Annotated in this window: 7 protein-coding genes; 1 reads left to right on the top strand and 6 read right to left on the bottom strand. The window is 61.4% G+C overall.

What is annotated here, in order from left to right:
* Positions 1-94: 94 nt before the first annotated feature.
* Together hpaI and hpaH are read right to left on the bottom strand one after the other, a co-directional pair.
* Positions 95-889 (bottom strand): 4-hydroxy-2-oxoheptanedioate aldolase, encoded by a 795-nt coding sequence (hpaI, locus tag NA29_RS23985; protein WP_039393762.1) that lies wholly within the window; start codon positions 887-889, stop codon positions 95-97.
* Positions 890-958: 69 nt separating this feature from the next.
* Positions 959-1,768, bottom strand: a complete 810-nt coding sequence (gene hpaH, locus NA29_RS23990) for a 2-oxo-hept-4-ene-1,7-dioate hydratase (RefSeq protein WP_039393765.1) — start codon at positions 1,766-1,768, stop codon at positions 959-961.
* Between the two features lie 636 nt (positions 1,769-2,404).
* Here hpaH and NA29_RS24000 point away from each other — a divergent pair.
* Positions 2,405-4,450: a TonB-dependent receptor family protein gene (locus NA29_RS24000; protein ID WP_052252361.1), complete on the top strand. Its 2,046-nt coding sequence runs from the start codon at positions 2,405-2,407 to the stop codon at positions 4,448-4,450.
* A gap of 56 nt (positions 4,451-4,506) precedes the next feature.
* Here the strand turns inward: NA29_RS24000 and NA29_RS24005 are convergent, their stop codons facing one another.
* The 4 genes from NA29_RS24005 to rpoB form a co-directional block, all read right to left on the bottom strand.
* Positions 4,507-7,638, bottom strand: coding sequence for a Fic family protein (locus tag NA29_RS24005; protein WP_039393767.1), 3,132 nt, complete (start codon positions 7,636-7,638; stop codon positions 4,507-4,509).
* Between the two features lie 205 nt (positions 7,639-7,843).
* On the bottom strand, positions 7,844-9,268 hold the full coding sequence (locus NA29_RS24010) for a mannose-1-phosphate guanylyltransferase/mannose-6-phosphate isomerase (protein ID WP_039393769.1): 1,425 nt from the start codon (positions 9,266-9,268) through the stop codon (positions 7,844-7,846).
* A gap of 247 nt (positions 9,269-9,515) precedes the next feature.
* The gene (gene rpoC, locus NA29_RS24015) at positions 9,516-13,727 is read right to left on the bottom strand and encodes a DNA-directed RNA polymerase subunit beta' (protein ID WP_039393772.1); all 4,212 of its coding nucleotides are present in this window, start codon (positions 13,725-13,727) and stop codon (positions 9,516-9,518) included.
* A 26-nt stretch (positions 13,728-13,753) separates the two neighbouring features.
* The gene (gene rpoB, locus NA29_RS24020; RefSeq protein WP_039393774.1) at positions 13,754-17,860 is read right to left on the bottom strand and encodes a DNA-directed RNA polymerase subunit beta; all 4,107 of its coding nucleotides are present in this window, start codon (positions 17,858-17,860) and stop codon (positions 13,754-13,756) included.
* Between the last annotated feature and the right edge of the window lie 86 nt (positions 17,861-17,946).

The following is a 17,946-nucleotide window of genomic DNA, read 5'->3' on the forward strand; positions in this document are numbered from 1 at the left end:
ATATTCGGGGGAAGCACAAAGGGGTGGGCGGGGAAGGCAGGGAAGGCGCGCGATTCGGAACATCGGGGGGATCGCGCGCCCTTTTGTTGCCCGCTCAGCCCTTCTCGGGGTTTGAGGTGTCCGGGACAGCAAACTTCGCGGCCAGTGCGCGGCTCGCGTTGGCGAGCAACGTGGTGTCGATGCCGACCGCAATGAACGTCACGCCGAGGTCGAGGTAGTGGCGTGCCAGCGCCTCGTCGACGCACAGAATGCCCGCCGCCTTGCCCGCGCGACGAATGCGCGCAATGCCGTCTTCGACGGCGCTGCGCACTTCGGGGTGAGTGGCCTGCCCGAGGTAGCCCATCGACGCCGCGAGGTCCGCCGGGCCGATGAACACGCCGTGCACGCCATCGACGGCGGCGATCTCGTCGACTTGCGCGAGTGCATCGGCCGTCTCCACCTGGACGAGCAGACACGTCGTGTCGTTCGCAGCGTGCAGATAGTCCTCGTATCGATTCCAGCGCGACGAGCGCGCCAGTCCGCTACCGACGCCACGCGTGCCCTGCGGCGGATAGCGCGTGGCGCTCGCGAGATCGCGCGCCATCGCGGCAGACTCGACCATCGGCACGAGTAGCGTCGTTGCGCCGATTTCGAGCACTTGCTTGATGAGCGCCGCGTCGCCGTGCGGCAGACGCACGACCGGGTGCACCGGATAGGGTGCGACGGCCTGCAATGTCGCGAGCATCGTGCGCAGATCGTTCGGAGCGTGCTCGCCGTCGATCACGAGCCAGTCGAACCCGCTGCCTGCGCATAGCTCGGCGGCGTACGGCGTGGCGAGTCCCATCCACAGGCCGATCCGGCGCTCACCGCTTGCCAGTGCCTGACGGAAGGTGTTCGGAGGTGTTTTCATAACAAGGGCTTCCTGATGTGAGGGGCAGTCGGAGGCGGTCTATGGCCGCATCCGGCCGCAAACTAAACGTCAGACGAAGCGCACACCGATGGCGCCGAGCGGACCGTAATCCGCATGAAAGACGTCGCCCGCCGCGCAGGCCACCGGCCGCGTGAACGAGCCCGCCAGCACGATCTCGCCCGCCTGCAGCCCTTCGTCGAATGCGCCCAGCTTGTTGGCGAGCCATGCAATACCGTTGCCCGGATGGTTCAGCACGGCGGCACTCAACCCGGACTCTTCGATCACGCCGTTGCGATACAGCAGCGCGCCTGCCCAGCGCAGGTCGATGGCATCCGGCTTGACGGGACGGCCGCCGAGAATCACGGCGGCATTCGCCGCGTTGTCGGCAATCGTGTCGAAGACTTTGCGCGGCGCTTTGGTGTCGCGGTCGAACAGTTCGATACGACCGTCGATCAGTTCCAGCGCGGGTGTCACCCAGGCGGTGGCGTCGAGCACGTCGAACAGCGTCACGCCCGGGCCTTTGAGCGGCTTGGCGAGAATGAACGCCAGCTCCACTTCGAGACGCGGCACGATGAAGCGCGACGCCTCCAGCGTTGCGCCGTCGGCGACAAGCATGTCGTCGAGCAGCGTGCCGTGATCGGGTTCGGTGATCTGGGCGGCGACCTGCATGGCACGCGACGTCAGCCCGATCTTGTGCCCGATCACGCGACGACCCTCCGCGAACTTCAGCGCGAGCCACGCCTGCGAAATCGCATAACTGTCGGCAATCGTCATCTCGGGATAACGGCGGGAGAACTGCATTACGGGCGTGCGGCTACGCTCGGCTTCGTGCAGTTCGCGGGCAAGGGCCTGATGGGTCGAGGCGTCGAGCTTCGGCATCGCAGGGTCTCCGTTATCGGCATCGTTTTGAGTAGTCCCCTATTCTTGCGGCCCGGTGCACCACGAACAATCAATCGATTTTGGGCGATTGATAAGCAAAACTGGATAATCCGACGCCGCCGGAAACCCTATATACCGTGCGGTTGTAGCGCTGCAGCCACAGTCTCAACCGACCGTTGAAGCAAACATCGAGGTCGGCGTTTGCGATCGCTTCTTCCAGCTTCCCCCCGACATTGCACGCCATCTCGGCGCAATGTCGCGCATTCCCCCGGGCTTTGGTTGTCGTGCGTGCTCCCGCGTAATCCTCCTCACCCGAATACCGAGAGACGTTTGGCGACACCCATCAAAAATGAGAGTGATTTGCATTTATAATCCGCGTCGCTTTATTACAACGTATTACTCATAACGATTCGCACGCCGCAGATGTGCCTTGCCGTCACGCGCACATCCCTCAGCGGCCTCGCTCGCCACCGCCAGAAGTTACGAAGGTCTGCCAAGATGAAGATGTCCGCAAGTCGCCGCACCGCCGCTGCTGCCGTTGCCGCCGTTGCTACTCCCGCGATCCATTCCGCCGTCATTCCTGCCCATCGCCGCCAACGCCTGCCCCGCGCGACCGCTTGCGCCGCCGCATTGCTGATGGCCACGTTGGGGGCCGCGCACGCGCAGCAAGCCACGTCGGCGGCCGAAGCCAAAGCCGACGTCGAGCTCGGTGCAGTGAACGTCTCCGGCGACTGGCTGGGCACCGGCCTCGACAACAGCGCGAAGACCTTCCCGGGTGCGCGCACGGTGGTGAAGAAGGAGCAGATCGAAGAGTCCGGCGCGACGAGCATCGGTGACGTCATGCGCCGCATTCCGGGTGTGCAGTCGAGCGACAACTCCGGCACTGCGGGCAGCGCCATCTCGCTGAACATCGGGGTCCGCGGCCTCACCGGCCGATACTCGCCACGCTCGACGGTACTGCTCGACGGCATTCCGATGGCTGTCGCGCCTTACGGCCAACCGCAGTTGTCTTTCGCCCCGGTGAGCCTGTTCAACATCGAGAGCATCGACGTCGTGCGCAGCGGCGGTGCGGTTCGCTACGGCCCACAAAACGTGGGCGGCGTGATCAACTTCAAGACGCGTTCGATCCCGAACACACCGGGGCTGACCGCCGACGCGACCGTGCGCGAGAACATCTACACGACAGGTGGCGGCGCAAACACGCAGTACGGCGCGTTCCTCGGCACACAGATGGACAACGGTCTCGGTCTGGCGTTGCTGTACTCGGGTATGGTCGGACGCGACTGGCGTAAGGGCAGCGACGAGCACGTGAACGACGTCGCACTCAAGTGGCGCTATGACATCACACCCAGCCAGCAGGTGTACGGCAAGCTCTCCTACTACGACGTGAAGTCGATGACGCCCGGTGGCCTGAGCGTCGCGCAGTTCAATGCCGATCCGTTCCAGAACACGCGTCCGAACGACTACTGGAGCGGCAATCGCACGGGGCTCGACTTCGGTTACCTGAACACGATCTCCGAGACGCAGGAATTCGAGATTCGCACGTTCTACAACTCGAGCTACCGTCAGAGCACACTCATTAACGCGACGGGCACGTCGACGACGCATCAGCCGCGCAATTACGAGACGTTCGGCATCGAGCCGCGCTTCACGCAGCGTCTGTTCTTCGGCCCGACCGCGCACGACGTGACCGTGGGTTATCGCTACATCCACGAGCGTGGCGACGACAACAGCTGGACGACGACGCTCGCCACTGGCAAGAACTCGGCTACGCAAACGTTCAACAACTACACCAGCGCGAACGCGTTCTACATCGACGACCGCATGGCGTGGGGCAACTGGCGCTTCACACCGGGTCTGCGTTACGAATTCATCAATTCGCAACGTGTCGACAACGCGTCGGGTGCGACCTTCCGTTCGGACAACAACAAGGCGCTGCCGTCGGTGAACCTGTCATATCTCGTGAACAGCGCGTGGACGGTGTTCGCAGACTACAGCACGTCGTTCGGCCCGGTGCAGAACACGCAGCTGAACTCGATGTCGGCCACGAACCCGCTGGAACCGGAACTGGCGCGCACGTATGAAATCGGTACGCGCTGGACGGACAACCGCTGGAAGGCGGAACTGACGGCGTTCAAGATGAAGTTCGACAACCAGATTCTGCAAGTGCCCGGCTCAAACCCGGCCGTCTTCCAGAACATCGGGGCGACGGACCACGACGGCATCGAAACCGCCATCGACTACACGTTCGATCGCGACAGCGTGCTGCGCGGCCTGAACGTCTACGCCAACTTCACGTTCACGCGGGCGATTCAGAAGTCCGGCGCGACCTCGGGTCTGGACGTGCCGTTCTACTCGCGCTTCACCGACACCCTCGGCGCGCGCTACGCGATCGGCCAGTGGACGTTCAACGTCTCGACCACGCACCAAAGCTCGCAGTACTCGGATCTGGCGAATACCGAAGCCGAATCCGCCGACGGCAGCAACGGCAAGGTGCCGGGTTTCCGCGTGTGGAACCTGCAGGCGAGCTACAAGATCCCGTTCTACAAGAACGCCGACGTCACTGTGGGCCTGAACAACGTGTTCGACAAGCGCTTCTACACGCGCAACGTCGACGGCAACGCGGGCCGTATGGTCGGCGCACCGCGCATGGTTTATGTGCAAGGGCACTTCGGGTTCTAAGCGACGCTCTGAGCGACTGAGCAAAGCCCCGCCCTCGATTCGACGGCGGGGCTTTTTCATTTAGACCACTTCGTCTTCTTGGTCTTTTTCGGCTCGTAGTCGAGGTCCTTCGGATCGTCGTAATCTTCGGATTCCTCGTCGTCCCAATCGTAGCCCCCACTATGTTGGACACCACGCATCGGGGTGTGCGCTTCGTCGTCATCGGTGTCCGATAACGTTTCCTCTTCCGACAGACTCTCGTGGATAGTTCGCTTGCGGTTGAGGCTTGTCGACTTCGGTTTTGGTTTTGGTTTTGGTTTTGGTTTTGGCGTCGGTGTTTGCTTTGGTGTTCGCTTCGGTATCGGCGTTATCGTCGTTGTCGTTTGCTTCGGCGTTGGATTCGGCTTCAGTTCTTTCTGAATCTCGCGCGATATCGCAATTGTCAGACGACGTTTCAGCGCAATCGCGGCGGCATAGCGTTCTGGCTTGGTCGATGGCTCGACGTGTCCCCGCTTCTTCTTTTTTCTGCTCTCCCGGCGCTCGGCTTCCTGGCGCTCGTAATAGGCTTGCACGAATTCCGCCATCTCCTGACCAAACTGCGGCTGCAACCACGAGGGGAGATGTAACGCCAACGCAAGCAGCTCCTCTTCGACCCACATGTCTGCGTCATCGACGTCGGACTTGGAGATCAGAGCCTTTTCCTCCGCATCGACCTCCTGAAGCCGCTCAGCCATGTTCCCGCCCGCCAGACTGCCAATGAAGTCGTAAGCGCTATCCATGTCCGTCAGGGGCACGGTGCTCGGAGACCGCTTGCCTTGCGTCTCCGTCCCCGGCCGATAGTCGGCGAACTGGTTTTCCCAATCCGTGGGCGACGTGGTCTGGTCCTTGTCCTGATCGAACAAGCGCAACGGCTTGTCGCCGTATCCTGCCCGACGAAGGATCAGATAGGCATACGCGCGGCTCACGCGTCCGTTGGCGTCGTGGAGCGGATGCAGCACACTGATCTGCTGCTGAACACGTGCTGCCAGCTTCGCAATCCGGATTTCCTTTTCCGTGCCCGAGCCGACGTTTCGGCGTCCCTTCGATTTCGGGGCGAGAATCTTGTCGAATTCCTGCTTGCTTCGCGCAAGCAGCTCACCGAGCCCCGACACCTTGTCATCCTGCCGGTAACTCACATTGAACAAGCCTTTGTTGGCTTGTTCTGTGGCTTCCGTCACCGAGAGACCGTGCGCTTTCAGGTTCTCCTGCTCCTGAGGCGTCAGATTCACCGGCGCGCCCCAGAATGACGGCTCGTCGTCCTCTGCGATGAACTCGACGCCACTGCTCGTCTTGCCGGATAAGCGCGCGGCCACCGTGCGGAATCCGTCCACCGACCAGATGTCGATGCCATTGTCGGTAATGACGTCATGCCAAGCTTGCGCGGTCTTCTTCCCATAAGGAAATGCGAAGCTGGCGTCGCGCTGCCCCTCCACGGTGCCGCCGGTGCTGTTGGAAATGAACCACGACTGCGTACGCTGGTCGATGCCCGTATCGCCTAGTTGAGTCAGCCACCGGTCATTTCTGTTGATCAGCGCATCCTGACTCCGCTTGACAGCATCGATCTGCGACGTTGACTCCCCCTGTTCGACCATGGTGACGAGCCGCGTCGCGCCCGCACCGAAATTGCCTTGCTCGATGGTCAGGACTTTGAACGTCGCACTGGCCCGGAAGACGACCTCGCGTTGCCCATGCCCGATATCCGGGGCAACGGGGCTGATCGGTATTCCGTTCATTCCCTTGGCATAGATGCGGTAGCGATCGATCTGACCGCCTTTCTTCGTCATGCCACTCTTTGAAAACGCGACCGTCCCGCCCGCAGATTCGCTCGCGCTCAACGGCGTGCCCTGACTGAACAGATGACCGGGTGCGAGCGAGTCGTTTCTCGGGTAGGCGGCGTACAAGGTGCCCTCGATCGGCGCAATCCGTGCGAGCGTCGAATCCAGCAACGCGATATCGTCACCTGCGTGTTTCGGCGTTTGGCTCTTGGTCGCGATGCGGTCGTCCATGCCCGCGTTGTTCTTCTGCACCCCCGTCGCAGGCGAAGCCCACTTGGTCAGCATGTCCAGCGCATTCTTATCCTCCTTCGGGTCAAGATGTCTGTACACCTGTTCTCTTCGCTGACGCAGGAAGGGATGATCTTCGATCAGCGCCTTGTTCTTGGTCCAGTCGATGGACGACACCTGACTGAAGTTACGCGGCTTGTAAGTGTCGGACTCAAGCCCCTTTCCGCTTCGGATATCGACGATCTTCTGAACGTATGCGCCGTGATCCGCGAACCCCGCTTCCGCACCCACGGCGCGGGCGTCGCCCCGCAAGGCGGCGAGATGACTGTAAAGCGCGATGACGTAGTCGTTGCCCTTATCCGGCGCCTCGCTGAGCAGCCATTTCAGCTCGTCCATCAATACGCCGGGCTTGCTCCTATTCTCCAGCAGCGTCTCTTTCTGATAAAGCTCGAGGTTGTCCCACGTCGTGAAATCGACGGCCGGCAAGCGCTCCTCGAACTTGCCCGGCTTCTCGGGGTTCCACGGCTGGCGCGCCTCGTCGGACTCCTCTCTGGCGTAAGGAAAGATCGTGTTGGCATGCTTTCCGATTGCAGTTCGATGTTTGGGGGCATCGAAGCGTGACGTCATCGGAATGGCGCTCGCAGCCTTATCGAGAAGGTTTGCGTCATCTTCGGGGTATTGGGGAAGCGAAGTGGAAGCTTTGGCGCCGCGGCGTTTCGGCGTCGATACAGGCGTTGATGCCGACGTGGTTGGTGGCTGGAACGGTGCCAGCTTTGCCCAGGCCATCTCGATGTTGTCGGGCAGCGTGATGTGTTCCGTGGAGGCTTCGGCAGCGATCCACGTCCGCCGAATCTCGTCGAACGACAGATGACTGACGTGCATGAGCTTCGTCAGATACGCGTCTTTGGTGTACTGCCGCTCGACGTCGGCCGAGAAATCGATGACGCGCTGGATAGGGGCCGATGACGACGGCGTTGCGGTGCGCGGCGGCGGTGACGCCAGCGCTTGCTGCTGGGCCACCGCGCGGGTGCGCGGACTGGCGTCGATGGTGGTACGCATTTGCGCGTGAGCGCGACTGATCGGGCGATTATCGACGAGCGCGAGCGTGGAGGCGGATGCGGCCGATGCATCACCGACGAGCGGCACGCCCTCCTCGCGCGCAGTCACCGCTGGCCTTCGTGCCTTCGCCCCCTCGCTCATCGCTGCCCCGTGTCATTCGTGATTTTGTCGAACAACGTCTTTTGTGCTGCGCGTGCCCTGGTCGTGCGGCTCGCCCCTTCATCGGGGCGAGCGGGACTGCTCGGTGCTTGTCAGTCGCTTCCTGTGTCCTTCTGTGTGCTTCCTACGTGCTTCCTGCGTGCTTCCTGAGTACTTACTTCGTGCGGCCGTAGTCGTCCTGGAAGCGGACGATATCGTCTTCGCCCAGATACGCGCCGGACTGCACCTCGATCAGTTCGAGCGGCACGCGGCCGGGGTTCTCCAGACGGTGCGTCGTGCCCAGCGGAATGTACGTCGACTGGTTCTCGGTCAGCAGCGTCGTCGTGTCGCCGTTCACCACGCGCGCGGTGCCCTTCACCACAATCCAGTGCTCCGACCGGTGGAAGTGCATCTGCAAACTCAGCGAGGCGCCCGGCTTCACCACAATCTTCTTCACCTGGAAGCGGTCGCCCACACAGATGCCTTCGTAGTCGCCCCACGGGCGGAACACGCGCTGATGGAACACCGACTCCGAGCGGCCTTCGGCGATCAGCGTCTCGACCACACGCTTGACGTCCTGCACGTGATCCTTCGAAGTGACCAGCACGACGTCCGGCGTTTCCACGATCACGAGATTCTCGACACCGATGGCCGCGACCATTCGGCTCTCGCCACGCACATAGCTGTTCTTCACGCCGTGCGTCACCACGTCGCCGATCAGGCTATTGCCGTTCTCGTCACGCTCGGCAATCTCCGCGACTGCCGACCACGAACCGATGTCGTTCCATCCCAGACCGTCGGCATCCACCACGGCGGCGCGCTGCGCCTTCTCCATGACGGCGTAGTCGATGGAGTCCGACGGGCAGGCTTCGAGACTCGCCTTGTCCAGACGGAAGAAGTCGATATCAACCGCGCCGTGCTCCACCGCCGCTTTCACTTGCTTGAGCATCGCCGGGGCGAGACGTTCGAGTTCGTCGAGATACGCCGACGCCTTGAACATGAACATGCCGCTGTTCCAGTAGCAGTTGCCAGCGGCGATGAGGGCTGCGGCCTTCTCGGCGTCCGGCTTCTCGACGAACTGGTCGATGCGGAAACCGCTCGCGCACACTTGCGTGGCGACGCCGCGGCGAATGTAGCCGTAACCGGTATGGGGAGACGTCGGCGGAATGCCGAAGGTGACCAAATAGCCGTCGTCGGCGAGCGTCTTGGCCGCACGCACCGCTTCGAGGAACTTGGCCTCGTTGGCGATGGCGTGATCGGAGGGCAGCACGAGCAGCGTGGCGTCGGCGTCCTGGCGCAGGGCCACCAGCGCCGCCGCCGCGACCGCCGGTGCGGTGTTGCGTGCCACGGGTTCGAGCACGATGGCGCCCGGCGTCGTGTCAATCGCGCGCAGCTGCTCGGCCACGAGGAATCGCTGTTCGTTATTGGAGATGATCAACGGTGCGGCCACACCGTCGAGCGCGCCAACGCGCTTGACCGTCTGCTGGAGCAACGTGTCCGAACCGGCGAGCGCGAGATACTGCTTTGGATAGCTGGCTCGCGACAAAGGCCACAAACGTGTACCACTACCGCCGCACAGAATTACAGGAGTTATCGCCATATTCCGGTTCGTAGAAAGTTACGCCACACCGCTTAGGGAAGCGAAAATTATATCGTCATTTCAAACACTTAAAACGACATTGCGATGACGGAAGTTGCCGTCGGATTGGCGTTGGGGCCACGTTTTACCGTCGTGCAAAAGAAAAGCGGCACCCCGCAAAGGGTGCCGCTTTCGTACAACAGTACAGCGATACAGCGTCGTGCCGAACCGGCGGTGCCGGCTTGCGCCAGCGCCGCCTGCGTCCGGCTTACTCTGCCGTCGGCTCTTCCACCGAAGTGGGGATCGGGGCAAACGCCTCTTCCAGAGCGATCTGGTCGTGACGCTCGCGATCCGACGATTCGCGGGCCTTGCGGGCCTTGTGATACGCCAGACCCGTACCTGCCGGGATCAGACGGCCAACGATGACGTTTTCCTTCAGGCCACGCAGGTCGTCCTTCTTGCCCATGATGGCGGCTTCGGTCAGCACGCGCGTCGTTTCCTGGAACGATGCAGCCGAGATGAACGAATCCGTCGACAGCGACGCCTTCGTAATACCCAGCAGCACGTTCTCGTACTGCGCCGGACGCTTGTCCGCGGCGTTCATGGCGTCGTTCTCGTAGAGCATGTCCGAACGCTCGACCTGTTCGCCGATGATGAAGCGCGTATCGCCGTTGTCGGTGATCTGCACACGACGCAGCATCTGGCGAACGATCACCTCGATGTGCTTGTCGTTAATCTTCACACCCTGCAAGCGGTACACGTCCTGCACTTCATCGACGATGTAGCGCGACAGCGCCTCGATACCCTGCAGACGCAGGATGTCGTGCGGGTCGGCCGGGCCGTCCACGATCATTTCGCCCTTGTTCACCACCTGACCGTCGTGCACCAGCACCTGCTTTTCCTTCGGAATCAGGAATTCGTGCTGGTTGCCGTCCAGATCGGTAATGACCAGACGCTGCTTGCCCTTCGTGTCCTTACCGAACGACGTCGTACCCGTGACTTCGGCCAGAATGCCGGCGTCCTTCGGTGCACGCGCTTCGAACAGTTCGGCCACGCGCGGCAGACCCCCGGTAATGTCACGCGTCTTCTGCGCTTCGGTCGGGATACGTGCGAGCACTTCACCCACCGGCACTTGCTGACCATCCTTGATGGTGATCAGTGCGCCGACCTGGAAGCCGATCGTCACCGGGTGATCCGTACCCGGGATCTTCACTTCCACGCCGTTCTCGTCGAGCAGCTTGACCTGCGGACGCACGTTCTTCGACGCCGGACCACGACGCTTCGGATCGATCACGACCAGCGTGGACAGACCCGTCACATCGTCGATCTGCTTGGCAACCGTGACACCTTCCTCGACGTTCTCGAACTTGGCGAAACCACCGTGTTCGGTAATGATCGGGCGCGTCAGCGGATCCCACGTAGCCAGTTGGGCACCGGCCTTGACCTGTGCGCCGTCCAGTTGCAGCAGCGTGGCGCCGTACGGCACCTTGTGACGCTCGCGCTCGCGACCGTGATCGTCCGTGATCAGGACTTCACCCGAACGCGAAATCGCAATCTGCTCACCGCGGCCGTTCGTCACGTAACGCATGGTTGCCGTGAAGCGAACCGTACCGTTCGACTTGGCTTCGATCGACGAGGCCACTGCCGCACGCGACGCAGCACCACCGATGTGGAACGTACGCATCGTCAGCTGCGTGCCCGGTTCACCGATCGACTGTGCTGCGATCACGCCGACCGCTTCGCCGACGTTCACACGCGTACCACGGCCCAGATCGCGACCATAGCAAGCTGCGCACAGACCGAAACGCGTATCGCAGGTCAGCGGCGTGCGCACGCGCACTTCGTCGACACCCAGCGCCTCGATCATTTCGACGACGTCTTCGTCCAGCAGCGTGCCAGCTTCGAACACCGTTTCTTGCGTTTCCGGATTCACGACGTCGGCCACAGCCACACGACCCAGGATACGGTCACGCAGGGCTTCGACCACTTCACCGCCCTCGACCAGCGCCTTCATCGCCACGCCGTTGCTCGTGCCGCAATCGTCTTCAACCACGACCAGATCTTGCGTCACGTCGACCAGACGACGCGTCAGGTAACCCGAGTTTGCCGTCTTCAGTGCTGTATCGGCCAGACCCTTACGTGCACCGTGGGTCGAGATGAAGTACTGCAACACGTTCAGGCCTTCGCGGAAGTTCGCGGTAATCGGCGTCTCGATAATCGAGCCGTCCGGCTTGGCCATCAGGCCACGCATACCGGCGAGCTGGCGAATCTGGGCGCTCGAACCGCGAGCACCGGAGTCGGCCATCATGTAAATCGAGTTGAACGACTCCTGATCCACGACGTTGCCATCGCGATCGGTGGTCTTTTCCTTCGAGAGCTGCTCCATCATCGCCTTACCCACGGCGTCACCGGTAGCACCCCAAATGTCCACGACGTTGTTGTAACGCTCTTGCGCCGTGACCAGACCCGACATGTACTGACGGTCGTATTCCTTGACCTTCTTCGACGCTTCGCCGATCAGCTCTTCCTTCTTCGTCGGCACGAGCATGTCGTCGACGCAGATCGAGATACCGGCACGCGTTGCCAGGCGGAAGCCCGACTGCATCAGCTTGTCGACGAAGATCACCGTCTCGCGCAGACCGCAACGGCGGAACGCCGTGTTGATCAGCTTCGAGATTTCCTTCTTCTTGAGCGACTTGTTCAGCACCGAGAACGGCAGGCCCGGCGGCAGAATTTCCGACAGGATCGCGCGGCCGACGGTCGTCGGGTACAGCGTGATCTTCGGCGTCTTCTCGCCCGTTTCTGCGTCGACCAGGTACTCCGTAATACGCACGTTCACGCGCGAAGCCAGTTCGACTTCCTTGTTGTCGTACGCACGCAGCACTTCGGACACGTCGATGAACGACAGGCCTTCGCCCTTGCCGTTGATCTTGTCGCGCGTCGCGTAGTACAGACCCAGCACGATATCCTGCGACGGCACGATCGACGGATCGCCGTTAGCCGGGAACAACACGTTGTTCGAGGCCAGCATCAGGGTACGCGCTTCCATCTGCGCTTCGAGCGACAGCGGCACGTGAACAGCCATCTGGTCACCGTCGAAGTCGGCGTTGAACGCCGCGCAAACCAGCGGGTGAAGCTGAATTGCCTTGCCTTCGATCAGCACCGGCTCGAACGCCTGAATACCCAGGCGGTGCAGCGTCGGTGCGCGGTTCAGCATGATCGGATGTTCGCGGATCACCTCTTCCAGGATGTCCCACACCACCGCCGTCTGGTTCTCGACTTCCTTCTTCGCGGCCTTGATGGTCGTGGCCACGCCCATCACTTCCAGCTTGTGGAAGATGAAAGGCTTGAAGAGTTCGAGCGCCATCAGCTTCGGCAGACCGCACTGATGCAGCTTGAGCGTCGGGCCCACGGTAATCACCGAACGACCCGAGTAGTCGACGCGCTTACCCAGCAAGTTCTGACGGAAACGACCGCTCTTACCCTTGATCATGTCGGCCAGCGACTTGAGCGGGCGCTTGTTCGCACCGGTCATCGCCTTACCGCGACGGCCGTTGTCGAGCAGCGAGTCCACGGACTCTTGCAGCATGCGCTTTTCGTTGCGCACGATGATGTCCGGGGCCTTGAGCTCGAGCAGACGCTTCAGACGGTTGTTACGGTTGATGACGCGGCGATACAGATCGTTCAGGTCCGAGGTCGCGAAACGGCCACCGTCGAGCGGCACCAGCGGGCGCAGCTCGGGCGGGAGCACCGGCAGGACTTCGAGCACCATCCACTCGGGCTTGATGCCCGAGCGCTGGAATGCCTCGAGAACCTTCAGGCGCTTGGCGTACTTCTTGATCTTGGCTTCCGAGCCCGTGGCTTGCAGCTCGGCGCGCAGATGCTCGACCTGTGCGTCGATGTCGATCGAGCGCAGCAGCTCGCGCACGCCTTCCGCGCCCATCTCGGCACGGAATTCGTCGCCGTATTCCTCGACCTTGTTGTAGTAATCCTCCTCGGTCATGATCTGGCAACGCTTGAGCGGCGTCATGCCCGGCTCGAGAACCACGTACGCTTCGAAGTACAGCACGCGTTCGATGTCGCGCAGCGTCATGTCGAGCACCATGCCCAGACGCGACGGGAGCGACTTCAGGAACCAGATGTGCGCGACCGGCGAAGCCAGTTCGATGTGGCCCATGCGCTCACGGCGCACCTTGGCCAGCGTCACTTCAACGCCGCACTTCTCGCAGATCACGCCACGGTGCTTCAGGCGCTTGTACTTGCCGCAAAGGCACTCGTAGTCCTTGATCGGACCGAAGATCTTGGCGCAGAACAGACCGTCGCGCTCGGGCTTGAAGGTCCGGTAGTTGATCGTCTCCGGCTTCTTCACTTCACCGAACGACCACGAGCGGATCTTGTCCGGCGAAGCCAGACCGATCTTGATCGCGTCGAACTGTTCGTCCTGCTGGACTTGCTTGAATAGATCGAGCAAAGCTTTCATTGCTTTCTCCTGTTGCCTGAACGCGATTAACCGCGCTCCAGGTCGATATCGATACCGAGCGAACGGATTTCCTTGACCAGCACGTTGAACGACTCCGGCATGCCGGCATCGATCACGTGATCGCCCTTGACGAGGTTCTCGTACACCTTCGTACGACCCGTCACGTCATCCGACTTCACCGTCAGCATTTCCTGCAGCACATACGATGCGCCGTAAGCTTCCAGTGCCCACACTTCCATTTCACCGAAGCGCTGACCACCGAACTGAGCCTTACCGCCCAACGGCTGTTGCGTCACCAGCGAGTACGGACCGGTCGAACGTGCGTGCATCTTGTCGTCGACCAAGTGGTGCAGCTTGAGCATGTGCATGAAGCCGCAAGTGACCGTACGCTCGAAGGCTTCGCCAGTACGACCGTCGAACAGCGTGACCTGGTTCTTCGACGGCGTCATGCCGAGTTCCTTCGCGATGTGATCCGGGAACGCCAGATCCAGCATGCGACGGATTTCCTCTTCATGCGCGCCATCGAACACCGGCGTCGCGAACGGAACACCGTTCTGCAGGTTGCGTGCCAACGACATGATTTCGTCGTCCGACAGGCTGTCGATATCTTCTTGCTGACCGCTCTCGTTGTAGATCTTCGTCAGGAACTTGCGAAGCTCCTGGACCTTGGTGTGCGCTTGCAGCATTTCGCCGATACGCCAGCCCAGACCCTTCGCTGCCCAGCCGAGGTGCGATTCGAGAATCTGACCCACGTTCATCCGCGACGGCACGCCGAGCGGGTTGAGCACGATGTCTGCCGGACGGCCATCGGCCATGTACGGCATATCCTCGATCGGCACGATCTTCGAGACCACACCCTTGTTACCGTGACGGCCGGCCATCTTGTCGCCAGGCTGCAGACGACGCTTGACCGCCAGGTACACCTTGACCATCTTCAGCACGCCCGGCGGCAGTTCGTCGCCTTGCGTGAGCTTCTTGCGCTTCTCTTCGAAAGCCAGGTCGAACGAGTGACGCTTCTGCTCGATCGATTCCTTGATCTGTTCGAGCTGTTGCGCACCTTCGTCTTCTGCCAGACGAATGTCGAACCAGTGGTAGCGGTCCAGATCGGCCAGGTATTCCTTGGTGATCTTGGTGCCCTTGGCGAGCTTCTTCGGGCCGCCATTGGCGGTCTTGCCCACCAGGAAACGCTCCAGACGCTGGAATGCGTCGCCTTCCACGATACGCAGCTGGTCGTTCAGGTCGAGGCGGTAGCCCTTCAGTTCATCGTCGATGATCTGCTGAGCGCGCTTGTCGCGCTGAATGCCTTCACGCGTGAACACCTGCACGTCGATGACGGTGCCGCTCATGCCCGACGGCACGCGCAGCGAGGTGTCCTTCACGTCCGAAGCCTTCTCGCCGAAGATCGCGCGCAGCAGCTTTTCTTCCGGCGTGAGCTGGGTTTCGCCCTTCGGCGTGACCTTGCCCACCAGCACGTCACCGGCTTCGACTTCTGCACCGATGTACACGATGCCCGACTCGTCCAGACGGCTAAGTTGCACTTCCGCCAGGTTCGAGATGTCGCGCGTGATTTCTTCCGGTCCGAGCTTCGTGTCGCGAGCGACGACGTTCAGTTCTTCGATGTGGATCGACGTGTAACGGTCTTCCGCAACGACACGTTCCGAGATCAGGATCGAGTCTTCGAAGTTGTAGCCATTCCACGGCATGAACGCGATCAGCATGTTCTGACCCAGCGCCAGCTCACCCAGGTCGGTCGACGCGCCGTCGGCGATCACATCGCCGCGCGCAACCTTATCGCCCACTTCCACGATCGGACGCTGGTTGATGTTGGTGTTCTGGTTCGAACGCGTGTACTTGATCAGGTTGTAGATGTCCACGCCGACTTCACCGGCAACGGCTTCATCGTCGTTCACGCGAATCACCACACGGCCTGCGTCGACGTAATCGACCACGCCGCCACGGAACGCCTGCACGGTCGTACCCGAGTCAACGGCCACCGTACGTTCGATACCCGTACCGACAACCGCCTTTTCCGGACGCAGGCAAGGCACGGCCTGGCGCTGCATGTTCGAACCCATCAATGCGCGGTTCGCGTCATCGTGTTCGAGAAACGGAATCAGCGAAGCTGCGACCGAGACGATCTGCGACGGTGCCACGTCCATGTACTGGATGCGGTCCGGCGTGACCATCAGCGTTTCACCGGCTTCACGCGACGACACGAGTTCGTCGGTGAGTTCGCCGCTGGCGCCGATCGACGCGTTCGCCTGAGCGATCACGTAACGACCTTCTTCAATGGCCGACAGGTAGTCGATCTGGTCGGTGACCTTGCCGTCTTCCACCTTGCGGTACGGCGTCTCGAGGAAGCCGTATTCGTTCAGGCGGGCGTACAGTGCCAGCGAGTTGATCAGACCAATGTTCGGACCTTCCGGCGTTTCGATCGGGCACACGCGGCCATAGTGGGTCGGGTGCACGTCGCGGACTTCAAAGCCTGCACGCTCGCGCGTCAGACCGCCCGGGCCCAGTGCGGAAACACGACGCTTGTGCGTGATTTCCGACAGCGGGTTGGTCTGGTCCATAAACTGCGACAGCTGCGACGAACCGAAGAACTCGCGAATGGCCGACGAAATCGGCTTGCTGTTGATCAGGTCGTGCGGCATCAGGTTTTCCGACTCGGCCTGACCCAGACGTTCCTTCACGGCACGCTCGACACGCACGAGACCGGCGCGGAACTGGTTTTCTGCCAGTTCGCCGACGCAACGCACACGACGGTTACCCAGGTGGTCGATGTCGTCGACTTCGCCGCGGCCGTTACGCAGATCCACGAGGATCTTGATGGTCGCGAGAATGTCGTCGTCTTCCAGCGTCATCGGTCCGAGCACTTCGTCACGGCCAACACGACGGTTGAACTTCATACGACCCACCTTCGACAGGTCGTAAGCTTCTTCGCTGTAGAACAGACGGTTGAACAGGGCCTCGACCGCATCTTCGGTCGGCGGCTCGCCCGGGCGCATCATGCGGTAGATCGCGATACGTGCGGCCGTCTGGTCGGCGGTTTCGTCGATACGCAGCGTGGCCGAGATGTACGAACCCTGGTCCAGATCGTTCGTGTACAGCGTCTGGATGTCCGACACGCCCGACTCGCGCAGCTTGAGCAGCACGCTTTCGGTGATTTCATCGTTGGCGTTGGCGATCACTTCGCCGGTGTCGCCATCGATCACGTTCTTCGCGAGCACACGGCCGAGGAGATAGTCTTCCGGCACCGAGATGAACTTGGTGTTGGCGTTCTCGAGGTCGCGGATGTGCTTGGCGTTGACACGCTTGTCCTTCTGGACAATGACCTTGCCTTCGCGATCCGTGATGTCGAAGCGAGCCACTTCACCACGCAGACGCTCCGGCACGAACTCCATCTGTGCGCCTTCCGGCATCAGCTTGAAGTTGTCGAACACGAAGAAGTTCGCGAGGATCTGTTCCGGCGTCAGGCCGATGGCCTTGAGCAGGATCGTGACCGGCATCTTGCGACGGCGGTCAACGCGGAAGTACAGAATGTCCTTCGGATCGAATTCGAAGTCGAGCCACGAGCCGCGGTAGGGGATGATACGCGCGGAGAACAGCAGTTTGCCCGAGCTGTGCGTCTTGCCCTTGTCGTGTTCGAAGAACACGCCCGGCGAACGGTGCAGCTGCGAGACGATGACACGTTCCGTGCCATTGATGACGAAGGAACCCGTCGAGGTCATGAGCGGAATTTCGCCCATGTACACTTCCTGTTCCTTGACTTCCTTGACTACCGGCTTGTTCGGCGATTCCTTATCGAGAATCACCAGACGAACCTTGGCGCGCAGGGCCGAGCAGAAGGTCAGGCCGCGCTGTTGACATTCCTTGACATCGAACGCAGGCGTGCCAAGCAGATAGCTGACAAACTCCAGGCGTGCGAACCCGTTGTGAGAAACGATCGGGAAAATGGAGGAGAAGGCTGCTTGCAGACCCTCCGGCTTCCGCTCCGATGCAAGCGCATCGGCTTGCAAGAACGATGTGTACGAGGCGAGCTGGGTGGCCAGCAAAAACGGCACCTTGTGCACGGTCGGACGCTTCGCAAAACTCTTGCGAATGCGTTTCTTCTCGGTGAAGGAATAGTGCATTACGATCTCCGAATCACTACGCTGACGACGACGGCAGGCATCGCCAACGGGTGTTCATCGACTGAGACCAGACGTCCCCCACGGCG

The organism is Pandoraea sputorum (genome assembly GCF_000814845.2).
Classification (GTDB): domain Bacteria; phylum Pseudomonadota; class Gammaproteobacteria; order Burkholderiales; family Burkholderiaceae; genus Pandoraea; species Pandoraea sputorum.